The organism is Akkermansia biwaensis, from assembly GCF_026072915.1.
In the GTDB taxonomy this organism is placed as follows: domain Bacteria; phylum Verrucomicrobiota; class Verrucomicrobiia; order Verrucomicrobiales; family Akkermansiaceae; genus Akkermansia; species Akkermansia biwaensis.
The window spans coordinates 2617344-2637274 of record NZ_AP025943.1; the positions used below are offsets into that span (position 1 = coordinate 2617344).

A 19931-nucleotide genomic window follows, 5' to 3' on the forward strand; every position below is an offset into this window, starting at 1 on the left:
GTAACCCAGATAACATACGTCCCATTATGAAACAACAGCAAGGGACCAGGGAACGGTTGCTGGAAGCCGCTGAAAACCTGTTTGCCGAATACGGCTATACGGAAACGTCGCTGCGCATGATTTCCCAGGCGGCCGACGTCAATATAGCCTCCGCCAACTACCACTTTGGCGGCAAGGAAGGCCTGTGGAAGGCGGTCATGATGAAGTACGCGCCGATGGCGCGGGATTTCCGGATGGCCCGGGTGGCGGAAGCCATGGAGCGGGACGGCTCCATTGAAGCCCTGGCCCACGCATACGTGTATCCCTCCTTTTACGGACTTCTGAACACGGGGGACCTGACCCTGGAAGAACTGAACACGTTCCCCCATTATTTGCGCCTGATGGGTATCTGCCATGTGCAGACGCCTGAAGTTGCCGTGGAATACATCAAGGAAGTATATTCCCCCATCCGGCGGCAGCTTCATGACAGCATCCGCAAGATGTTTCCGGGCGCTTCCTCATACCAGATTTTCTGGACGGTGCTCGCCATTGAAAGCATCATGATCGGGCTTCTGACGCATTTGCGGATGATCATGGAACTGATGGAGGTCAACAGGATTCCGAAGGGAAGTGTGAAGGACTTGTTTGAATTGATCGTCCGTCAGGTGGAATCCCTGATCCGCATGTGCGGAAAGACCATGTAGGCATTTTATTTTTCCGGAGCGCAGCATGTTCAAGTCCCTCATCCGTACGTTTGCCATCGTGGTCGCGTTCGTTGCGGGCTACATGATGCCCTGGCTCCATGTGTACGGCTGGACGTTCAAATGGATGCTCATCGGCATGCTGTTTGTGACTTTTCTGGGGATCCGTTTCAAGCGGATGAAGCCGGAACGGCCGCACTGGCTGCTGGTGGGGGCCAATTTGCTGATTGCCCTGGCTGCCTGGAGCGTGTGCCGCGCGTCCTTTGGGGGCGGCTACCTGGCGGAGGCGGCGTTCTTCGTGGGCGTCATGCCCACGGCCACCGCGGCGCCGGTGGTGATGGGGCTGCTGGGCGGCAGCGTGGAGTTCATGCTGACCGCCCTCCTTCTGACCAACGGGATCATTTGCATCCTGCTTCCTTTCATTCTGCCCATGGTGGTGGGCCGGGGCGGCTTTGAGATTTATCTCAGCGTGGCCCAGAACATAGCCCTGGTGATGCTCCTGCCTCTGGCCCTGGCCCTGGCCGCACGCCGCTTTTATCCCCGCGCCATCGCGTGGCCCCGGAAGCTGAAGGACGTTACCTTTGGCGTCTGGGTGGTGATTCTGGTGCTGATTGCGGCCAACGCTTCCTATGACATTTCCTCCCGGGACGGCATTTCGGAACGCGTGCTGGAGCAGATAGGCGCCCTTTCCCTGCTGATTTGCGCCCTGAACTTCGGCCTGGGCCATCTGCTGGGCGGCAAGGCGCGCTCCGCGGAATGCAGCCAGGCCCTGGGACAGAAAAACACCACGCTTTCCATCTACCTGGCGCTGACGTATTCCAATCCCATTGCCGCGCTGGGGCCCACGTTTTATGTGCTGTGGCATAATTTATGGAATGCGTGGCAGCTTTACCGTGCGTCCGAACACAGGCGCCGGAACGGAAATTAGACGGTTCCGTCTTTGATCGTGTCCCGCGGACCCCCTTTTTCCGGGAAATTATGGGTTGACGGCGGCTTGAGCGGAGTCCTGCCTTCCGCCTTCCAACTGCGTTGCGGCGCGCGCGGCATTCAAAAGGCTTGAATTCCAGGGAAGGGCCGTTAACGTTGTGCTCCCGTTATGCAGGCGTCCACTCCTCCCCTGAAACCTCTTTCTTCACGCACCAAATGGCTGATTGCCCTGTGCCTGTGCATTGCCGTCCTGCTGCTGGAGTTTTTGACGTACCACATGGCCTACCGCATCGGTTATGATGAAGGGGCCCTCCATACCCCTCCGGTCGTGATCCAGAAGAGCGATGAAAAGGCCTTCCAGACTTTGTCCCGTTTCATGGCGGACGTGTTTGCCTCACGGGAAAGCCTGGCCGGAATTCTAGACAAACGGGAGGAACGCCTGGCGTGGATCAGGGACCCGGAAGTACGGTCGGAAACGGCCTGGGGGCTGACCCGCGAACTGATCAGCCGCGGCGGCGTGGAGCAGGCGCTTCCCACGGCCAGGGAATTGATTGAGGCGGGCTATGCGGACGGAAAGCGGCAGGTATGGGCTCCCCGCGCTGATGCCGTGGCCCGGGCCCTGCTGGCGGAGCACCAGTACGCGGCCGCCTACGATTATTTGAAAACGGCCGTGGACGGGTATGAAAAGGAGAGCATGGCCGCCGAGCTGGTGAAGGCCCTCCAGACCATGAGTTCCATTGACCAGATATTGAACCGGAATGACCAGGCCAATGGGCTGCTGCAGCGCGCCGTGGAAGCTTCCGCCCGGCTGGGGAGCGACTCTCTTGCCGTGAAGTCCAGGCTTCTGGCCGCCCAGGGCAGGCTGGCCCGCGCGGCGGGCCATATTCCGGAATCGCGGGCCTATTTCAAGGAAGCTCTGGTTCTGTTCCCCCGGGAGCAGGGAAAGACCACGGGGGACCTGGCTCTGGCCAGCATCAGCATGGGAGAAGCCATGCTGGAAGCAGGCAGGAAGGAGGAGGCCCGCGAGCTGTTCCTGAAGGGGCTCACCGGTTCGGAAAACGCCTCCTATCTGCTCAACGACTGCCTGAACGCCCTGCGCGGGCTGGCGCGCATTTCCACGGAGCAGGGTAATTATGAAGAGGCGCTGGCCTACCTTCACCAGGCGGAAGGCGCCGCACGCGGCGTGCTTCCGGCGGATCACGCTTTTTGGGCCGGGCTGTATGACCAGCGCGGATGGGTCAACATCATGCGCAAGGCAGCCCCGGAAGCCCGTGCGGATTTCCTGAAGGCGGTGAGCAACGCGGCGGTCTCTCCCATGATTGCCGCCCAGTCCCGCGAGGGCCTGGGGAAGGCGTGGCTGGACGCCGGGGAAGGGGCAAAGGCGCGGGAAAACCTCCGGCAATCCATCCAGGTCCGGGAATCCAACTTCTCTTCAGACACCCTTTCCCTGGGCAGGGTGTACCATTCCCTGGGAATAGCCAGCGACATGGAAGGGGACCGTGAAGGAGCCCTCCAGGCCTACTCCCGCGCCGTGGACGCCCTGCTGAAATGCGGAGACGGTCCGGAACGGAAGAATTTGCTGGTCCAGTCCTATCTGTGCAAGGCCTACGCCCTGTGCGACGGCGAGCAGTGGCAGGAGGCCGTGGACGCTTTTGAAGCCGTGCTGCCATTGCTGGAAGGAGAACAGAGGTCGGAAAACTACAAGCAGCTGGGCCGCTGTTACGACGAACTGGGAATGACGGCGAAGGCGGATGAATGCTGGAAGGAATCCGGCTTTCCCCGGGTGCGCCGGAGTTCTCCCGTACGCCGGACGGACGGCGGCAGGATATCCTCCCGTCGGTGACGGACCGCCGCCGCTGCGCCGTAAGACGTTGCGGACTGCTGATTTTGCTTGATTTGTGCCCTCTTTTTGGCTCAATGCCTGCATGAGTTCCGAGCGCCATTTTTCCAATAAGCCTTATCGTCCGTCGCGCAAGAAAAAGTCTTACTGGAAACCGGTCCTCTGCCTGGTGGCGCTGGGTGGCCTCTGGTTCGGTTACGTCCAGTACTGGCCCACCATTGAAAGCTGGTTCAAGCCCACGATTCACGAGGTGCACAGCCAGACACAGGCCATGGGGCATCTCCAGGGCATGCTGGACTCCTGGAACGGCTCGGATGAAGAGCTGGCGGCGCTGGCCGCAACCGTGGACAAGCAGGTGGAATGGATGAATTCCACGGAGGCGCGCGACTCCTTTGCGTGGCTTCTGGCTGTGGAAATGGACCGGCGCGGCATGGTGAAGGAGTCGGAGCCCATGATTGCATCCCTTCTGGAAAAGAAGCTCTCCCATTCCGGCGCCCTGCCGGAGGCGGACAGAGACCGCCTGCTGAACGTCAGCCTGAACTGGGCGCGTGAATTTGCCGGGCGCAAGCATGACGCCGTAGCGGAACGTCTGTATGAAGTAATTCTTAAAAATACGCCGGAGGACCACGTTTCCGTTCTGCTGGCCTGCCTGGAACCGCTGGCCCATTATGCCTATGACCAGGCCAAATTCGAACGTTTTTCCTCCCTGTGCAAGCAGGCTTCCTCTCCCGTCATGCGAAGCATGCTGAAAAAGCCGGAGGATGTGAAAAGCATGGTGAAGATACTGCTGCTTCAGGATACCCTGCCGGAAAAGGCGACCGGCCAGCCCGGCCGTACGGGCAGCACCATCGCCAGGGAACTGCTTGCCCAATTCCGCCTCACGGCCAGTCCGGACATGGGGCGCATCATCCTGAATGAACTCAACATGCCCCTCAAGGCGCGGCGAAAATATTCCCAGGCGGAATTGAAGGGCATGGCGGACCAGCTGGAAGCCGCCCTGATCTGCTTCCGTGCCGCAGAGACGGAAATGGACTGCACCCCGGAAACCATGCTGGCGCTGGCTCGCGTGAGGATGCAAATGGGGAATTTGAAGGAAGCGGCGCGTCTGCTTTCCCGCGCGGAAGGCTCCGCCATGACGCTGGGGGTGGATGCCCCGCGCATTCTCAGCGGTTCCAGCCTGAGCCAGGAAATTGCGGAACTGCGCTCCCAGCTGGACAAGTACGCGCAGGCGGAAGCCCTGGTAAAGCGGGCGTATGAAGATGTGAACATTGCCGCGGCTTTCCTGCGGGCGAAGGATTACGACCAGGCGGTGAAATATTCCGATCAGGCGATGAAAGTGGCTCTGGAAAGCACCGCCTTCATCCAGGCTCTTCAGCCCGTGATCATGACTCTTCAGGCGGAAATCAGCGCCGGAAGGGAACAATGGGCGGTGGCGGAATCGCAGTACGGAAAGCTGGTGGAAACATGGGATGGCCTGAATGATGAAGACAAGGCCACTCTCCAGAACAATCTGGCATCCATCCAGTCGGAGGAACTTTACAAGAAAATCCACCGCGACTGGGCGGAAGTATGCCGCAAGCAGAACAGAACCACGGAGGCGCGCCGGGTATTGACAAAAATCGGAGAAGCTCCTGCGGAAGAACCGGAGCGGCCTGCCGCACGCCGCCGCAGAAGGTAATGAAAGCCCTGATGTCTGCGTATGGACAAGAGATAACGTGGCGGAGACAAAAATCCGGAGTTGCTTTCATTTAGTTCCGGCCGGACACGGAATATTCCCGGACTTTCTCCTGAAGATCACTGCCGGAAAGGCTTTTCCCTCCGTCTCCATCATTTTCCGGCATGTGTCCGTCCCACATATGTTTTCGGGAGGAGGGGCGGTAAACCGTACCAAAGGCGAATCAACTGCGCACTTTGGCCTTTTGTTTTGAGGCGAGGGATGTCCGTTTGCCGTGGGCCATTTTTTCCCGGCGGTCCGCGGCGGACTGGCGCCGGGAACGCACGGTATATTTTGCGAAAACTTGGCTAACGGTCAGGTTGCCCTGTTCAAGAAGCTTGAAAATATTGTCCCTCACCCTCATTGCTTCCTGAAGCGCCGCCTCCGCACCTCCGTACTGGGAATCCGAAAAATAGCGGGTGAATAAGCGCTTGTTCTTACAAATAGCCAGCCGGTAACCTTGAAAGGCCGTGGTTTCGTAAGTATAGCGGGTGATGTTTTTACAGGGCATATGCGCGTGAATTATTGGGACCAGAGAATGCGGGCAGTGGTAATGAGCTTCTCTTAGGATAGGTCCCAATTCCGGTAAAATCCAGAAAAAACACAATTTGTTAGATTGTGTGCAAAAAATGTACGATTATATGCTTGTAATAAACTTATTGATGTTTATCGGCCGTGACAAAAAAATGACCGTTGAAGACACGGACTTTCAGCTTTTCTCCGGCATGAACCTGGTCGGTTTTCCGGATTAGCTGCCTCTTTTCATTCTCCACGAGGGCGTATCCCCGGCTCAGCGTCTGTTCGGGACTGTGGGCTTCCAGTCTGGCCTGCAAAAGAGCCAGGGAAGATGAAAACGCCGTCATTCTGACGGTTGCGGCATGAAACAGGCGGGACTGCAGGGCGGAGAGCTGCTGAGCCCGCTCCCTGTTGAGATGGCGGGGATGGCTCAATTGGAGCTTGTGTTCCAGTTGATTGATTAAAAGAGAGTTCTGCTGAATCCTGAATGCGGAGGAAACCAGCAGGGATTCCTCCATCCCGTCCAGACGCTGGGCGTACGGGGCCAGGAGAGAGTCTGCATCCAGCAATCTGCCGCGCAGATAAACGTCCAGTTTCAGTCGGGCGTGCAGCAGGGAATGGCGTGCGGAAGCGTGCAGCGCCTGCTCCATTCTACCCAGTTTGCGGAGCCATTCCGGGCCGTCCGGCGTAGCGAGTTCCGCCGCCGCGGTGGGGGTGGGCGCCCGCAGGTCCGCCACAAAATCCGCAATGGTGAAATCCGTGTCGTGACCCACCGCGGAAATAACGGGAACGGTGCATTCGTGGATGGCTCGCGCCACGATCTCCTCGTTAAAATTCCACAAATCTTCTATGGAACCGCCCCCGCGGCCCACGATGAGAACGTCCACGGGCGGCAGCCCGTTGTGCGGCGCATGGGACCATGCCCGGATGGCGGCGGCAATCTCGCGCTCCGCTCCGCTCCCCTGGACGCGCACAGGCAGCAGGTACGCCTTCACCCAGGGGGCGCGGCGCTCCAGCACGTGGCGCATGTCCTGGATGACGGCTCCGGTGGAGGAGGTGACGATGCCGATGGAGCGGGGAAAGGCGGGAATGGCTTTTTTTCTTTCCGCGTCAAACAGGCCTTCCCGCTGGAGCTTCTCCTTCAACTCCAGAAAGCGCGCCTGGAGATCCCCCATGCCGGCGGCCCGCACCTCCTTGATGACCAGTTGAAGCTGGCCCCGGTCCGGGTACACGGTGGCGTTCCCCAGCACGTGCACCTTCATGCCTTCCTGGAGCCGCAGGGGACAGCGCGCGGCGGCGTTCTTGAAAAAAGCGCAGAAAATTTCCGCCCCCTGTTCCTTCAGGGTAAAATAAATGTGCCCGCTGGTATGGTACTTGACGTTGCTCAGCTCTCCGACGACCCACTGCGTGCCGACGGCGATGCCGACCACGTCCCGGAGACGGTAAACGAGCTGCTTGACCGTGATGGGCCGGGGGGCGGAAGCCGTTTCCTGCGGAAATTCCATGGCTTACGGTTCAAAGGGAATGTTCAGCGCCTCGTAGGCCAGCATCCTGCACTGCTTCAGGTCCAGTTTGCCGGAGGGCAGCACCGGGATATGCTCCACGGGGATGATCTCCTTGGGGCACCACAGGGCGGGCAGCCCCTGGTCGATCAGGCCGTGCCGGATCAGGGTGCGCGCCTGGTGCACGTAATCCGTCACCAGGGTGGTCAGCAGGGCCACGGCTTCCCCTTTGGCCTGGTCCGGAATAGTGACCACGGCAATTCTCCGTTCGTCGTCCGTGGGGTCCAGGTTCCAGATATTCATGATGGCTGCTTCCAGCGCTTCATGGGGGACCATTTCCCCGCCTATCTTGGAAAAGCGAGAAACGCGCCCCTCTATTTTCAAAAAGCCGTATTCGTCCGCGGAACCGATGTCTCCGGTCTTCAGCCAGCCGTCCACGAAAATGTCCCTGTTCACTTCCGGTCCTCCCAGATAGCCGGGGAAAATATTCGGCCCTTTCAGCCAGATCATGCCGGAAGTGGTCACGGGTACCACGCGGCCCGTGTGCGGGCTGGTGATGCGTACGGCAATGCCGGGTAGCAGCGCGCCTACGGTTCCCTTTTTCATGCCGGGGATGAAATCTCCGGCGGCATTGGACGGGGCGGGGTCCACAAAATTGACGGAACAGACGGGGGATGCCTCCGTCAGGCCGTATCCTTCACACGGGATGGTGCCGAATTTTTCCCGGAAGGCGGTGGCGAGGTCTTCCGGCAGCTTTTCCGCGCCCACGATCAGGTAGCGGACCGTCTTGAAAGTATCCGGTTCGCACCGCTTCATGAAGCCGCGCAGGAAGGTGGGGGTGGTGACCACCAGGCTGATGCCGTACTGCTTGATCAGAGCTCCCAGGCGTTTGGCCTCCAGCGGGGAAGGGTAGGTGACCATGTCGTACCCGCCGATCATGGGGTACCACAGGCCGATGGTGATGCCGAAGCAGTGGAACACGGGCAGACTGCCCAGGAATCTGCTCTGCGGGGCCAGCGTGATGCGGGAGGAACACTGGGAAATATTGGCCAGCAGGTTGTGGTGGGTAAGGGGTACCCCCTTGGGTTCCCCGGAAGAACCGGAAGTAAACATCAGCACGGCTTCATCCCCGCCCACGGGTGTGTCCAGCCCCAGCTTCCTGATCATGAACCCGGCCGTCAGGAACTTGATGGCCAGTCCCCACCGCTTGGCGGAGCCTTTGAGCTGGGGAAGTTCGCGCTCCATGAAAATCAGGTCTCTCTGGGGGGGCCAGGGAAAATTCTGGAGCTTGCGCATGAAGGTATCCGCCGTGATGAACCAGTCCACGCCGGACTGCTTCACGGAACTGGAAAAAGCGCTTTCCGAGGCGGAATAATTGAAGTTGACCGGGGTCTTGCCCGCAAACAGGCAGCCCAGGTTGGCAATAGCCGCCCCCTTGCCCGGCGGCAGGATGATGCCTACCCTCCGGTTGGAGGTAATTTTCTTCAGCCGTTTGGCGAAGGCCACGGAAATGGCCAGAAGCTGGCCGTACGTCAGGGAGGTGTCGTCAATTCCGTCAATCACCCGGCAGTCCGAATGCTGCTTGAGGCTGCGGAACAGCAGGGCGGAAAGGGAGCCGTGGAGCTGGGGCAGCGTGGCATACGCCTGGGCGGAGCATTCCAGCCACGCCGTGGTCAGGCGTGCGGCCATTTCGGCTCCCGGAGCCAGCTTGGGAAGAATGTGAATCTGGATATCCGCCTGGGCGTCCGTATCCGCTTCCGCATCCAATACGGAGCTGGTGTAAAAACCCACATACACCGGGACGGGGGAAATGTGCAGGGCTCCCAGGGTTTTCATGACCCGCGGGGGAATTTGGCAGATGGAACCCTTGATATGCGCCACAGGGCCGGGCAGGAAAACCACCCTGCGCCCCTGGTTGATGCGCTCCATGATCGCCGCGCGCAGGGCGATGGGGTCGCTGGTTTCCGCGCGAAACAGAATGCCGTCCGCCTTGGTGGATTCCAGATGGGCCGCAATGGCCGCGTCCGGAGGGAGGGCTTCCTCCACCAGGTAGGTAATGCGGTCCCTGCCCAGTTCCTTTTCGAACATGAGCAGGGTTTTGTGGGACAGCTTATTGAAAATCAGCAGGTCGCCGGCGTCGGATAGATGGGAGGTACCGAAAATGGCCATGAGGGAAAAATGAAAAACTTGCTCCATTTATTCTAGCGACCTGATGCCCGGAGGGCAAGAAGGAAAGCCGTTGCTTTTCCCGCTGTCATGAGTTCGCCGCAATAACCGAAGAAGACGGATGAAGAGGCATTTCCGTCTGTCATCAGAAATATACGGTTTTTTTGAGAAACTTTTTCATCCTTGGCTGGAATTTTTGAAAAGACAATCTGTCCGGCGGCGTTCTTCCATATTCGGGGTTAGTGTGCAGGGTATTTTCCGCAGCAGGACGCAATTGAATTTCTCTGCATTTTTATTCAAAAAATGTTGTTCAGTCAGAACGGCGAGAGGCCTTCGGCACAGTCCCTGTTAATCTGTAGCAATGACAATATCATGCAGATTAAAGACTTGAATCAAAGGCTGCCGTTCCGCGCCTGTTGCATGCGGAATCCATTGGCGGAGGCGCGGAAAGGATGGGAACGGAATGAAGAGGAGAAGGGAATGTGCGGATTTGAAATCCGTTCAGAAAAGGAAACTCAGGAGAAAAATGTCTTTTGATAATTGCATAAGTATTTCATTTAAAGAATATTTTGTAATAAATGAAGTTCATGAAATTATTGAAAATAATTGTTATATTCTTGAATTTGGTGAGAGGCGTTTGGAAGAAGAAAAATGATTTAAAGCATTGTAAATGGAACTTCCAGATTGACACCGGATTTCAAATTCGATAAACCGCTAATGATATAGAGAGCCTCCTCTGTTTTCTTGTAAAAATAGATTATAATTTAACATATTCGTAACCAACATTTTATCTAATGAAGCTTCATTTGCCTTTGCAACTGCTGTCCGCTGTGCTTGCCTGCTGCGCCCTTCTTTCCACTCCCGCCTATTCCCTTGATCTGGGTGCCAATGAAACCATTACGGAGAATACGGACTGGACGGAAAATACAAATGTAACGGCCAACGTCACCCTGACCATTAACCCGGACGTTACCGTTACCCAGGAGACGGGCTCCCTGGTCATTGGAGGGCATACGCTGACGGTTGACGGCGGAGGCACGCTCAGCATTCTTAGCACTGCTACGGAACACACGCTGGCGGCAGACGGGCGCCTGAATATCCAGGGCGGCTCCACGCTGGACCTGACGGCTCCGGATGCACGCCTTTCCGTGGCGCAGGATGCCAACTGGACCCGGTTCATCATCTCCGTAGCGGATAACAGCGTGTTGAAAACACGCAGCATGGCGGCAGGGGATTACGTATTCGGGGCCAGACTGACCAATAAGGAAAATTTGCTCCTGTCCGGCGGCGGCACCATTGAGGTGACGGCCACTGCGGCGGAAACGATATCCAACATCGGCTTTACCGTGAATGAAGGCGGCGGCAGTTACCTGGTAACCAATGCGGGAACGACGGTAAAAATGATTCTGAACCCGGAAAAGACCATTCAGGCCGTTCTAAATGACGTGCTGACCCTGGGCGGTGCGGGTAATATCGAAGGAGGGGACGCGAATGACATGTTCATCGGGAACGGAGGACTGAAAAAAGTGGGGACCGGTACGCTGACATTGAAATATGCCAACTCCTTTGGCGGCGGTGTGGAACTGAATGGAGGCACGCTGATTGTGGATCATGCCGACGGCATGGGGACGAACAAGGTTCTTTCCGTAACGGGCAATGCGGCCATTGGAGGCACGTCCGCCGCGTATCAGGGGCTTTCCCTGTCTTCCGGCGTCAGTCTTGACGTTTCCGCGGTGGATACCGGTGCGGGGTTGACCATTGCCTCCGGCAGTGTTTCCCTGGGCGCACAAAGTTCAATCACCGGCAATCTGGTTTTAAACGAGGGTTCCCTGTCCCTGGGCGGCCAGAACACGATGACCGGCAATCTGAGTCTGGGAACCGGCCTGTTCATTGATGCCAGCCATATGACGAAGAACGGGGACGCCCTGCTGGCGCTGACCGGCGCTTTGACGGTGAACGGCAGTCTTCTGCTGGAGAATGCAGACGGCGTTTCCTGGAGCGCCGGAACGTACAACCTGATCAGCGCCACGGAAGGCGTTACCGGGGATCTGGCCAACACCATCCTGCTCGGAACCCAGTATATGGGGAATTGGGATACGGCGGACAATGTCCTGAAATTCGTGGTGACGGAACTGACCTCCATAAGCTGGACGGGCGGAGGGGACGCTACCTGGACGGTGGGGGGAAGCGGGACCAATTCTCCATGGAGCGCCGGGAGCACTTTTGAAAACGGCATGGGAGTATCCTTTGGGGATATTGCCGGCAATCCTCCCCAGACGGTCAACATCACCGGGCAGGTAAATCCCGGCCTGATTCTGGTCAATGCGGAATCCACCGATTACACATGGACGGGAACAGGCTCCCTTACGGGAAGCTCCAAGCTCCAGAAGACCGGAAACGGAACACTGACAATCGCCACGGACAACTCCGGTTTTTCCGGAGAAGTCCTGCTGGGCGGCGGCCTGGTGGAAATACAGAACGCCGGGGCGCTGGGCACGGGGGACATTGTTTTCAACGGCGGCGCCCTCAAATACGGAACGGGCATTACGACGGACATCTCCGGCCAGCTCAAGACGGATGCCCTGGCAAGCAATGCCATCCTGGTGGATACCAACGGGAATGCCGTGACATGGGCCTCCCTGGCGGGATGGGCCGGAACGCTCACCCGTTCGGGAGAAGGCAGCCTGATGCTGGGCGCAGGCACTTATGAAGGAAAGCTGACGAATGAAGGGGCGGGTTCCCTGACCATCGGAGCGGGAAATGCTTCTCTGACCGGCGGTATTGGCGGTACCATAAGCAAGACGGGAGACGGCACCCTGACTATCAACAGGAATACTTTTATCAATTCCAACGGCTCCACGCTGGTGGTGGAAAGTGGGACTCTTTCCCTGAGGCAGGATGAAGCGGCTTGGACTGGAACCATGAATATCGTGCTGGGTGAGAACGTAACGATGAACGTTCCCTACGGCGTAGGAGTGAACGGAACGGGAACGTTGACCATGGGCAGCGGAACCACCTTGAATTTGAACAACGGGAGCGGTACTTCCAATACATTCAATATGAATATCGTTCTGGATGCTGGAGAGGGATTGGTTTCCCTGAGAGGATCTCTCTACGGCAACAAAACATCCGTGGGAAGCACGATCAGCGGTACGGGCAATTTGAGGATTACGCACCTTGATAACGGTGGTAATGACTGGAAATTCAACGGAGGCTGGGTGAAAAACTCCTATGACGGTAATACGGAAATCATTGCTACTGACAGGCAGCTTAACTTGACCTATGACATAGGAAGCGCTTCGGTTACGGGCGGACAGACGGTGACTCCCTGGGGACAGGGAGACGTCACAATCGGCGGAGGAGCGAATACCATGACGGTGACATTCAGCGGGGTGGGCGGTACCGCTGCCTCAAACGGAATTTCCCTGGATGGAAATATTACCCTGAAAGGGGCCAATGCCGCCACGCGGCTGAACATTTTTGCCGGGTCGGCCGGAACCATGACTCTCAACGGCCTGGTATCCGTAGAAACGTCCGGCACCGGAACGGCCACGATCGGCAGCGGTGACGGCCTGAGGATGGGAGGCGGTCTGGCCGGAACGGGAACGCTGGCAGTGGCCACCAGAAACAGCGCCGGAGCCCTGACGCTGGGAGGAGATGTCGCCGGATTTTCCGGAACGCTGAATCTGACCGGTTCCAACCTGTATCTGGATGCGGATACGGCTTTGGGAGGAACGCTGAACGCCTCTTCCGCCAAAGTAACCGCTCTGCGAACCCAAAATGTGACGGGAACTTTGAATGCCGCCTCCCTGGCCGTTGACGGAACCGCCCTGAGTGCGGCCGGAACCGTCCTGACGGTGGCCAACCTGGCGCTGGGCGCGGATGCAGAAGTAAGCCTGAATATTGACGGCAACGTGGCCGAAGGGACATACACGCTGGTGGGTTGGGACAACCTGATGTCCGGGAACTTTGTGGATGCAAACTCCATGACCCTGACCGGAACCCTGGCGGGCCTGTATCAGGGCACGTTCACCGTGGATACGGCTGGCAAGACGGTATCCGTCAGCGTGAGCATGGCGGATGGAGTGATTGTCTGGGACGGCAATTCCATCGGCGCGGTGGACAACACCAAAACATATCTGTTCGATGGAAGCCATACGGGCGACGTCTCCCTGACGGGAAATATGAACGCGAAGGCCATCTACTTCAACAACGGCGCGGGGCAGGACTTGGTACTGACCAACAATGGCGGTGAACTCTCCGGCAATGGCGCGATGACCAAGCTGGGCGAAGGCAAGGTAAGCTTCAACAGTTCCAATGAGGCCTACTCCGGAGCGGTTGGCATCAAGGAAGGCACCGTAGCCGTCAACGCGAACAAGGCTTTGGGAATCGGAACGGTGACCGTGGATGCGCCGGGACGCCTGGAAATCGGCGTGACGGGCGACATTGCCGACATTCTCGGCGCCACGATGCCCACGATCAACGGAGGAACGATTGCCTTTGTTTCCGGAGGAGCCAACGCGCTGGGAACCAACCTGGCAAACGGTTCCGCCGTCAATCTGGAAGTGCTGGGTGAAAACACCGTGTTGACCATCAGCGTTAATCAGACGAAGACCGCTTCTACGTATGTTGGAAATGGAGCGTCCCTGTTCATTGACGGAGGCGGTACGAACACCAGGCTCACGGGCAGTTTAACAGTCAATGGCGGCATCCTGACAACGACGGGGGATTCCTTCGGCTACAGCGGCACCACGCTCAACTCCCTCCTCCTTGAAAACGGAGCCACGTGGACGATAGGCAACGGCACCGGGCACAATACGCTGCTCAATTCCAATATTATCCTGAACAACAGTTCCATTCTCGTCAATACCACCGGGAAGGGCTTTTACCTTTTCGGCGGCAATCACAGGATTTCCACGCAGAGCAACGCGCTGGGCATGTCCCTGATTGCTGCTTCGGGAGATTACAGCAGCCAGAAAATGACCGTCAAGACCGCGACGACGTTTGATGTGTCCCGCGGCAATTTCACGCTGGATGAAACCAACACGGCCGACTTGAAGGTGGATGTGGGCATCGTCAGTGAAGCCGCCGTCGCCATCACCAAGCAGGGGAACGGAATTCTTCAGTTGACGCGGGCCAACACGTACGCCGGACAGACCTTGATCAGGGAAGGCACGATCCTTCTGACGGGTGCCGGAAAGCTCGGGGCCGGAGCAGTGACGCTGGGCGGCCTGGGTGACGCGACGCTGGCATACAACGTCACGGGAGACAACACGACAGCCAATGCCATCGGCGGAACGGGGACCATCACCCAGAAGGGAGCAGGCATCGTGACGCTCAGCGGAGCCAATACGTACGCCGGGACGACCCATGTGGAGGCCGGCACGCTGAAGGCCGGCAGCGCCACGGCCTTCGGGACCAGCTCGGTACTTCTTTCGTCCGGGGCCACGCTTGACATCGGAAACTATGCGCTCGGCAATGCCGTCGCGGTAAAGGCAGGCGCCTCCGGCGCTCTTTCCACGGCATCCGTCACCAGCGATGGCGGTACGCTGGGCAGCCTGACGCTGGGCAGCTATTCCCGGTTGAATGTCACCGGCAGCATGGCCCTGGCCTCCGGGGCGGAGCTTACCTTCGACATGACAGGGGTAACGGCGGGTGACAATGCGCTGGTGACGCTCACCGGCGGCCTGACGGTCAACGGAACGCACAAGCTAACCCTCTCCAACTACGAAACGCTTACCGATTCCGGGAGCTACTCCCTGCTGACGGTGGGAACCGGGACGCTCATGGTAGGCTCCTTCAATGTCGGAGAACTCATTAACGAGACCCATCCGGAACTCACCTACATGCTGGGGCTCTCCGCGGACGGAAAGACGCTTCAGCTTAAAATAGAGTCCTCCGCGGACATGCTCACATGGAATGGGACGGCGGATGCCGGAACATGGAGCGCCGACAACGTTTCCAACTGGACCTATGCGGGAAGCAGTACTCCTCCGACAAGCACGGACGGTCAGCCTCTGCTCTTTGACAACACGGCGGCCAACAAAGACGTGACGATCACGGGGAACGTGGCGCCGTCTTCCGTCGTGGTCAGCAACAGCGGTAGTAACACCTACACCTTTGAAGGAAACGGCCACATTACTGGGGATACGACCATCCTTACCAAGAGGGGGGACGGAACGCTGGTCATCCGCAACACCAACAGTTATGGAGGTTCCACGTCCTTGGAAGGGGGCATCGTGGACATCAACGGGGACGGAGCGCTGGGAACGGGCTCCATCATCTTCGGGGGCGGTACGTTGCAGGCCTCCGGGAACGTGACGCTCACGCAAATCATGGTGCAGAAAAACGCCGCAGACGCCGTGAAACTGGCTGCCACAGGCGCCGATACGGTATTGACGGTGAACACCGGCGGCCAGGACAGCTTCCTGGGGCTTAACTGGAATGTTTCCGGGAACGGCAGCGTCGCGCTGGGCGACATTGCAGATACGAAGGTCCTTTCCGGCACCATCGCGGTGGCGGCCGGTTCCAAGCTCAACCTTTCCGGCGGAACGGAAATAGCGCTTTCCGGCATCCTCAAGAATATCTCCGGAACCCTGGAAAAGACGGATGGCGGCTCCCTGCTCATCAAGACGATCAACGGGAATGACGCGCTCAACGGAACCTTGCGCAACAGCGGGGCAGACATCGTCTTCTCCGGTTACGGAGCGGCTACGTCCAACCGGACTGTCACGGTCAATGGAATGCTGGATGCCTCCGTGGTCAATGCAACCTACGGCGTAACGCTGGACCTGAAACATTCCCAGGACATAGGCACGCTGCAAGTCGGCAGCGGAACCTTTGACGGCAACACGCAGGCCTCCGCAGTCATCGTCGGAACGGGGGTCACCCTCACCAGCAACAGCGTAACGCTGGGAGGAGACGTGGCCGGTGAACTCAACATTGCGGGGGGAACGGCGCAGCTGGGTGCTCTCGCTTTCAGCGGAACGGCCGGCTCCGGCATTACGCTGAACGGCAACGGTACGCTTACCATGGGCGGCAACATCACCGGAACCTCCGGTACGCTCACGCTGGGAGAAGGCACGCTCAACTCCAGTGCGGCCTGGTCCGCGGAAAGCGGAGTTGTGCTCAACGCGGCGCAGGGCAAAACCGCCACGGTAGACACCACGGGAGGGAACATCACCCTCAACGGCGCATTTAGCGGAACGGGCAGCCTCGCTAAAACAGGAACGGGCCAGCTCAGCCTTGGCTCAGCCAGTGCGGACTACGCGGGAACCGTAACGCTCTCTTCCGGCACGCTGGCCTTCCTGGCAGGGGCCGACGGTTACAAGGGCGCTCTCAACATCACCGGCGGCGAACTGCAGGGCGGCCAATACTACAGCGGCGCCAGCAAAAATGTCACCGTCAATGCGGCGGCCGGAGTCAGTTCCATCTCCCTGGGCGGTTTGAACGGCTCCTCGCTCAAATCCATAGATATCACGGATGCCGGTACGGTCATCAGCGGCATCAACGGGGCGGCCAGCCTGGACAGCGCCAATCTGGTCGTCGGCACGGACAATGTCGCCAAGACGCAGGACCTGGCAGGCAGCGATTCCATCATTCAGTTCAATGAGAACGGAGCTACGCTGGACATCGCCAGCCTGACGCTCTCCCTTTCTGCGGACGTGGTCAACGCCATGCAGGGCTGGGGAGCCGGAGAACGCACCGCATGGCTCAACCTGACCAACGGATCTCTGAGTTACGGCACGGCCACCTTCAACCCGCTTCTGGAAGGCCTGGGCTTCACCGTCACGGGTATCAACGGCGGCTCCATCGGTATCACGGGCGACGCCACGCAGATCTATGCGGTGGGCAGTGAAGACAAGGAAATCACCAGCAACGCGGAACTTGATCCCTACCGGGCGGTTATTGTGGACGGCAATCTGGCCCTCAACCTCCCTGGCGTGGATGACGAGGCGGAAGGACTGACCATCAACAACCTTTCCGGAGCGGCTTCCGGAGTGATCACCATTACTGCAACCGATGACAAGACGGCCTCCGTCATCCTGAACAACGAACTGCTGGGAAATGATCCCAATACGTCCGGGCCCGACACGAAATACGCCGGAACCATTAACGGCGGCACGGCCAATATCACCAAGACGGGTGCGGGTTCCCTGGAACTTTCCGGCAGCCTGAACACGGACGGCGCGCTGGACATGCGGGAAGGCAGCCTGACGCTTTCCGGCACGGCGGACCTAGGTTCTATCGTACTTGACTCTAGGGAGGCGGACAGTCTCTCCACCCTGAACGTCACCGGCACGGCAACTGCCGGAACGCTCACGGATGAAGGCAACGGAGGAACGCTCAACATTGGCGGGGACGGCAAGCTCACGCTTGATACGGCAGGTTCCGAACTCTCCAACAGCACTGTGACGGGTTCCGGTACGCTCCAGGTGGCGGACAACGCCTCCCTGCTATTCAACGGCACATCCAAGCTTGACGGCGTACAGGTGGAGCTCTCCACGGACGGAATGCTGGAACTTGACAACGCGGCTAACAGCCTCTCCGGTCTTACGGGGAACGGAAGTCTAAACAACGGTTCCGCCCTGGAAATCACCGCCTCCGGCAAGTCCGTCTTTGAAGGCTCGCTGACCGGGGAAGGCAGCATCACCATGAACGGAACGGGTACGCAGACTCTCAAGGGCAGCGGCTCCGCCGGGCAGTCCCTCAACGTTACGAAGGGAACCCTGGAGCTGATGGGCGCTGAAGGGGGCAACGGTTCCGTCACCTACAAGACGCTCACGGCAGGTACCGGCGGCCATGTGCGCCTCACGGCGGTGGGTGACGGCGTGGACGCTGTCAACACCACGCTGACGGTCGGCAACGGCCTCAATCTGGCGGGAGCCAATCTGGACCTGGTCATCAACACCAACAGGGACGACCTCTTCGCCAACCCCGTCATCACGGTTCTGGCAGGGAACGTCAACCTGAACGGCACCACTGTTTCCCTGGACAGCCTGGGCGACTACGACGACCCGGCGGACCCGACGGCCAACCTCAACTTCATACTGGTGGACGCGCAGGGTGCTGGCGGTACGGTAACGGCTGACGGCGCTTCGGTGACGTCCTCCGGCTACTTTGACTTCTACTACCAGGAACTCGGCATCCGTGCGGAAGGCGGGAAAATCATCGTCAGCGGCATGGTCAAGACGGACAACGCCTTCATGGACGCGGCGGATACGGCCAACTCCGCGGCGGGAGCCAACCTTCTGTGGAACAACCGCGGCAACGCGCCCAAGGGTACGGTACTGGGAGACCTGCGTGAAGCAGTGCGCAACAGCATCCAGTCCGGCGACTCGGGACAGGCCGCCCGTTCCATGGCGGCGGCGGCGGGCTCCACGGTCAACGCCCTGGGCACTGCCCAGCGCGACGCCCTGCGCGAACAAATGGGATGGATACGCAACCGCACCAACCAAATGGGCGTCAACCCCGCCTACATCAACGAAGACCTTCCCTACTTCCACATGTGGATGGAAGGCACGGGCTCCTACGCCCAGCTGGACACTAAAGGTGATGAAAGCGGCTACAAGCTCACCACCTGGGGAGGCACCTTCGGGGTGGACGTGGACCTCAGCGACTCCTTCACGATGGGGGCGGCCTTCACGGCCAACTACGGCGACCTGACGGCCAGCGCGGCGGACACGGCCGATGGCCACCTGGACAGCTACTACGCCAACCTCTTCGGGCGCTACCAGAGCAAGAGATGGGCCCACACGCTCATCCTGACGGGCGGGTGGAACGACGCCAAACTCAACCGGACGGTGGACTACGGAGCGGGCAGCTACAGAACGGAAGGCAGCACCAACGGCTGGGGCCTTGGAGCGATGTATGAACTCACCTACGACATCTACCTCAACGAAAACAGGAGCAGCATCCTGCAGCCCCTGTTCAACGCCTCGGTGGTGACAACTCGGATGGACGGCTACCGTGAAACGGGAGCGGGCAACGCGGGTCTGAGCGTGGACAAGCAGGAATGGACGACGGGCACGCTTGCGCTTGGCGGCCGGTGGATGGGTCTTGTAGGCAGCAACCTCTTCGGGAGGGAAGCGCTGGCGGAACTGCGTGTCAACGCGGCCCAGGACCTGGGAGACGACCGTGGAGAAACGGCAGTGGGCTTCCTGGCCAACCCCGGCTACACGCAGCAAGTGCGTGGAGCGAAGGTAGGGAGGACGGCGTTGCAGATAGGAGCGGGTCTGAGCGTGCCAGTAGGGACGCAGGGAACGATCTTTGTCAACGGCAACGCGGACATCCGAGACGGAGCCAGCTCCCTGAACGGAAGCATAGGCTACCGCTACGACTTCTAAAGAAGGTTAAGGTGCCGGAGGAGCGGCGGAAACGCCGCTTCTGCTGCAAAACCACAGGGCCGTCCGGGATGAACCGGGGCGGCCTTGTTGTTGGAATAGGGATGATGGACGGAATGGACTTAGTGGACACAATGGAAAAGGGGAAACGTCACCTGTCCATTCCGTCCATTAAGTCCATTTCCCTATTCCCCATTCCCTCCATAAAACATCTCCCTCGGAATTTCCTCCATACAATAAATA

General features: G+C 58.9%; 9 protein-coding genes. 6 read left to right on the forward strand and 3 right to left on the reverse strand.

Annotated elements, in window-relative coordinates; all coding sequences use genetic code 11:
• Window positions 1–26: 26 nt before the first annotated feature.
• The 4 genes from OQH67_RS10845 (at window position 27) to OQH67_RS10860 (ending at window position 5125) form a co-directional block, all read left to right on the forward strand.
• Entirely contained in the window at window positions 27–683 is a 657-nt protein-coding gene (locus OQH67_RS10845; RefSeq protein WP_215436211.1) for a TetR/AcrR family transcriptional regulator, read from the forward strand.
• Window positions 684–708: 25 nt separating this feature from the next.
• Entirely contained in the window at window positions 709–1608 is a 900-nt protein-coding gene (locus OQH67_RS10850) for a bile acid:sodium symporter family protein (RefSeq protein ID WP_215436208.1), read from the forward strand.
• Between the two features lie 168 nt (window positions 1609–1776).
• Window positions 1777–3450, forward strand: a complete 1674-nt coding sequence (locus OQH67_RS10855; protein WP_215436206.1) for a tetratricopeptide repeat protein — start codon at window positions 1777–1779, stop codon at window positions 3448–3450.
• Window positions 3451–3532: 82 nt separating this feature from the next.
• Window positions 3533–5125 carry a tetratricopeptide repeat protein gene (locus OQH67_RS10860; RefSeq protein WP_215436203.1) on the forward strand — a complete coding sequence of 531 codons (1593 nt, stop codon included), beginning with the start codon at window positions 3533–3535 and terminating at the stop codon, window positions 5123–5125.
• Window positions 5126–5345: 220 nt separating this feature from the next.
• Here OQH67_RS10860 and OQH67_RS10865 read toward each other — a convergent pair whose 3' ends face one another.
• The 3 genes from OQH67_RS10865 to OQH67_RS10875 all read right to left on the reverse strand — a co-directional run bounded on the left by OQH67_RS10865 (window position 5346) and on the right by OQH67_RS10875 (window position 9348).
• On the reverse strand, window positions 5346–5672 hold the full coding sequence (locus OQH67_RS10865; RefSeq protein ID WP_215436200.1) for a hypothetical protein: 327 nt from the start codon (window positions 5670–5672) through the stop codon (window positions 5346–5348).
• A gap of 145 nt (window positions 5673–5817) precedes the next feature.
• Window positions 5818–7182 carry an exodeoxyribonuclease VII large subunit gene (gene xseA, locus OQH67_RS10870; protein ID WP_215436198.1) on the reverse strand — a complete coding sequence of 455 codons (1365 nt, stop codon included), beginning with the start codon at window positions 7180–7182 and terminating at the stop codon, window positions 5818–5820.
• A 3-nt stretch (window positions 7183–7185) separates the two neighbouring features.
• A complete protein-coding gene (locus OQH67_RS10875) occupies window positions 7186–9348 on the reverse strand; it encodes an AMP-binding protein (protein WP_167506687.1) in 2163 nt (720 codons plus the stop codon).
• A 460-nt stretch (window positions 9349–9808) separates the two neighbouring features.
• Between OQH67_RS10875 and OQH67_RS10880 the strand changes: the two genes are divergently transcribed.
• Window positions 9809–10000: a hypothetical protein gene (locus tag OQH67_RS10880; protein ID WP_215436195.1), complete on the forward strand. Its 192-nt coding sequence runs from the start codon at window positions 9809–9811 to the stop codon at window positions 9998–10000.
• A gap of 151 nt (window positions 10001–10151) precedes the next feature.
• Entirely contained in the window at window positions 10152–19691 is a 9540-nt protein-coding gene (locus tag OQH67_RS10885; protein ID WP_265145512.1) for an autotransporter-associated beta strand repeat-containing protein, read from the forward strand.
• Window positions 19692–19931: the final 240 nt, after the last annotated feature.

Bases quoted from the DNA above. Each gene is read 5' to 3' on its own strand.
- OQH67_RS10845 (WP_215436211.1), top strand. From the start codon at position 27: ATGAAACAACAGCAAGGGACCAGGGAACGGTTGCTGGAAGCCGCTGAA.
- OQH67_RS10850 (WP_215436208.1), top strand. From the start codon at position 709: ATGTTCAAGTCCCTCATCCGTACGTTTGCCATCGTGGTCGCGTTCGTT.
- OQH67_RS10855 (WP_215436206.1), top strand. From the start codon at position 1,777: ATGCAGGCGTCCACTCCTCCCCTGAAACCTCTTTCTTCACGCACCAAA.
- OQH67_RS10860 (WP_215436203.1), top strand. From the start codon at position 3,533: ATGAGTTCCGAGCGCCATTTTTCCAATAAGCCTTATCGTCCGTCGCGC.
- OQH67_RS10865 (WP_215436200.1), bottom strand. From the start codon at position 5,672: ATGCCCTGTAAAAACATCACCCGCTATACTTACGAAACCACGGCCTTT.
- xseA (WP_215436198.1), bottom strand. From the start codon at position 7,182: ATGGAATTTCCGCAGGAAACGGCTTCCGCCCCCCGGCCCATCACGGTC.
- OQH67_RS10875 (WP_167506687.1), bottom strand. From the start codon at position 9,348: ATGGCCATTTTCGGTACCTCCCATCTATCCGACGCCGGCGACCTGCTG.
- OQH67_RS10880 (WP_215436195.1), top strand. From the start codon at position 9,809: ATGAAGAGGAGAAGGGAATGTGCGGATTTGAAATCCGTTCAGAAAAGG.